The organism is Micromonospora globispora (genome assembly GCF_003857015.1).
Classification (GTDB): Bacteria; Actinomycetota; Actinomycetes; order Mycobacteriales; family Micromonosporaceae; genus Micromonospora; species Micromonospora globispora.
Genome location: NZ_QGGF01000605.1, coordinates 1 through 2,640, shown reverse-complemented (window position 1 = coordinate 2,640; position 2,640 = coordinate 1). Strand labels below are relative to the sequence as shown.

Genomic DNA, 2,640 nt, shown 5'->3' with positions numbered 1-2,640 from the left:
CTTGCACACCACCCAGGTGGCGGCGGTCGCAGGCCCGGTGCACGGTGGTCATCCGGCGGGTGTCCTGGTCGAACGGGTGCTCAGCGACCCGTGGCCAGGCCGCGCGGGTGGCCTGCGGGTCCAGGCCGCACCGGGCCGCGAAGGCCACCAGCGCCGCCTCCAGCGGGTCGCCGACCGCCGTCCACTCCGGCCGCCGGTCGTCCGGGGCGGACAGCGTCGCGTCGTTGCAGAGCAGCGCGGCCCGCGCCAGGCGGCGCAGCTCATCCGGTACGGCCACCCGGGCGCCGTCCCGGTGCACCGTCCCCTGCGGGGCGTACCCGGTGCCGGTGACCGCGTACCGGGCGCCGTCGGCGGTGACCGCCTGCTGCACCGCCATCCGCCCCTGGGTGAGGGTGCCGGTCTTGTCGGACGCGACCACGGTCACCGAGCCGAGCGTCTCCACCGCGTGCAGCCGGCGGGGGATGGCCCGGGACCGCGCCATCCGGCGGGCGCCCAGCGCCAGGGCGAAGGTCACCACCGCCGGCAGCGACTCGGGTACCGCCGCCACCACCAGGCTGACCGCGGTGACCGCCATCTCGACCACCGGCCGGCCGCCGAGCACGCCGACGATGAAGACCAGCGCCGAGAGCAGCACCGCCACCAGGCCGAGGACCCGGCCCAGACCGGTCAGCCGGCGCTGCAGCGGGGTGGCGCCCGGCCGGGTCCGCGCCACCAGGCTGCTGATCCGTCCCAGGGCGCTGGCCGCGCCCGTCCGCAGCACCAGACCGGTGGCCCGGCCGGTGGTGACCACGGTCCCGGCGGAGAGCTCCTGGCCGGTGACCCGCCCGACCGGCACCGCTTCCCCGGTCAGCGCCGACTCGTCCACGTGCAGCCGGTTCGCCTCGAGCACCAGCAGGTCGGCCGGGACGACGTCGCCGGCCTCGACGCGTACCAGATCGTCGCGGACGACCTCGGCGGCGGGCAGGATCAGATCGTGGCCGTCGCGGACCACCCGGGCGGTCGGCGCGGCGAGCCGGTCGAGCGCGGCGATCGCCCGGTCCGCGCGGATCTCCTGGACCACGCCGATGGCCGTGTTGACGACCACCACCAGCACGATCACCGCGGTGTCCGGGTGGTCGCCGAGGACCGTGGTGACCACGGCGGCGGCGAGCAGCAGGGCGACCAGCGGATCGGTGAGCTGGTGCAGGATCCGGGTGGCGAGGTGCCGGCGGCGCGGCGCGGCGACCTGATTGGGGCCGTCCGCGCGCAGCCGGGCGGCGGCGGCAGCCGAGCCGAGGCCGGTCGGCGGTGTGCTGGGCGCCTGCGGCGGTGTCCCGATCCGCGTCGTCATCCCGGCTGCTGCCACCAGTGACCTCCGCCCTCCGAGGGGCGCCGCGGTGCGCACCGTCCCGCTCCAGCCTCATCCCGCGGACCGGGCGTGGGCAGAGGCGTTGCGCCCGCCGGGCGCGGGACCAACGGCCCTGACGCGGCGGGTTCCGCCGAGGTCCGATGGAGGGGGACGATCGACAAGGAGGTCGAAAATGTCCACTGTCACCAAGTTCCGGGGCGGCGGCACTTTGGCGCCGTTCGACTGGACGAACCTGTCCTGGCTGCCGATGCTGGCGCCGACGATCCGGGTCGAGGACTACCTCGACAGCGACCGGTACGTCATCCGCGCGGAACTCCCGGGCATCGACCCGGCGAAGGACGTGCGCATCACCCGTACCGGCGACAACCTGCGGCTGGACGTGGTCCGCCGGGAGAGCCACACGGACAAGGTCCACTCCGAGTTCCACTACGGCTCCTTCTCGCGGCTCATCCCGCTGCCCGCCGGGGTCAAGGAGGAGACCATCGCGGCCCGCTATGCGGACGGCATCCTCGAGATCACCGCGACCATCGGCGCGACCGAGCCGACCGCCCGGGAGATCCCGATCACCGTGGAGCACAACGGCAAGCGGTGAGCAGACCTGAGGGGCCCGGCGGTTCGCCGGGTCCCTCACCCGAACCAGGAGACGTGACGCGATGACACCGCTGGAGATGCTCCGCGCGCACCCCTTCCTCGCCGGCCTGCCGCAGGAGTGGCTGCCCCGGTTGACCGGCTACGCCCGTCCGGTGGTCTGGCACCCCGGGCACCGGCTGTTCCGTACGGGGCAGCCGGCGGAACGGTTCTGGCTGGTACGAAGCGGCCAGGTGGCGTTGGACTTCCCGGTGCCGGGTCGCGGTGACGTGGGAATCGAGACGATCGGCGCGGGCGGGGTGCTCGGCTGGTCCTGGCTCTTCCCGCCGTACCGCTGGCAGTTCGGGGCCGTCGCCACGCAGCGCAGCACGGCCGTCGAGTTCACCGCCGACGGGGTACGCCGGCTGATGGAGGCCGACGACGCGCTCGGCCGGCAGCTCACCACCCGGTTCATGAGCGTCGTGGTGGACCGGCTGCAAGCCTCCCGGGTACGCCTGCTCGACCTCTACGGCTACCCGGCGGCGCTGCCCCCGACCGGCTGACCCACCGAGTGCCGGTGGACGATCAGCTCGTCCACCTCCAGCCGGCCGATCCGCAGCTCGCGGATCACCGCTCGGCGTACGGCGAGCCGTCCGATCACCAGCGTGCCCACCGCCACCGCCCCGAGCGCGGCGGCGGCGAGCGCCAGCGGGGCGGCCGCCGTG

At 74.9% G+C, this 2,640-nt stretch carries 3 protein-coding genes and 1 pseudogene; 2 read left to right on the top strand and 2 right to left on the bottom strand.

What is annotated here, in order from left to right; genetic code table 11:
* Positions 1-1,330: HAD-IC family P-type ATPase (locus tag DKL51_RS30195; RefSeq protein WP_148097888.1), on the bottom strand; the 1,330-nt coding region annotated here is incomplete at its 3' end.
* A gap of 190 nt (positions 1,331-1,520) precedes the next feature.
* Here DKL51_RS30195 and DKL51_RS30190 point away from each other — a divergent pair.
* Entirely contained in the window at positions 1,521-1,940 is a 420-nt protein-coding gene (locus DKL51_RS30190) for an Hsp20/alpha crystallin family protein (protein ID WP_109944349.1), read from the top strand.
* Positions 1,941-2,001: 61 nt separating this feature from the next.
* Complete coding sequence (locus DKL51_RS30185; RefSeq protein WP_109944348.1) at positions 2,002-2,478, top strand: cyclic nucleotide-binding domain-containing protein; 477 nt, start codon at positions 2,002-2,004, stop codon at positions 2,476-2,478.
* Here DKL51_RS30185 and DKL51_RS30180 read toward each other — a convergent pair.
* Positions 2,448-2,640: pseudogene (locus DKL51_RS30180) on the bottom strand (hypothetical protein); the annotation flags it as partial. The gene DKL51_RS30185 and the pseudogene DKL51_RS30180 overlap by 31 nt on opposite strands.

What these genes read in the sequence shown, in the direction of transcription:
- DKL51_RS30190 (WP_109944349.1), top strand. Translation starts at nt 1,521, where the DNA reads ATGTCCACTGTCACCAAGTTCCGGGGCGGCGGCACTTTGGCGCCGTTC.
- DKL51_RS30185 (WP_109944348.1), top strand. Translation starts at nt 2,002, where the DNA reads ATGACACCGCTGGAGATGCTCCGCGCGCACCCCTTCCTCGCCGGCCTG.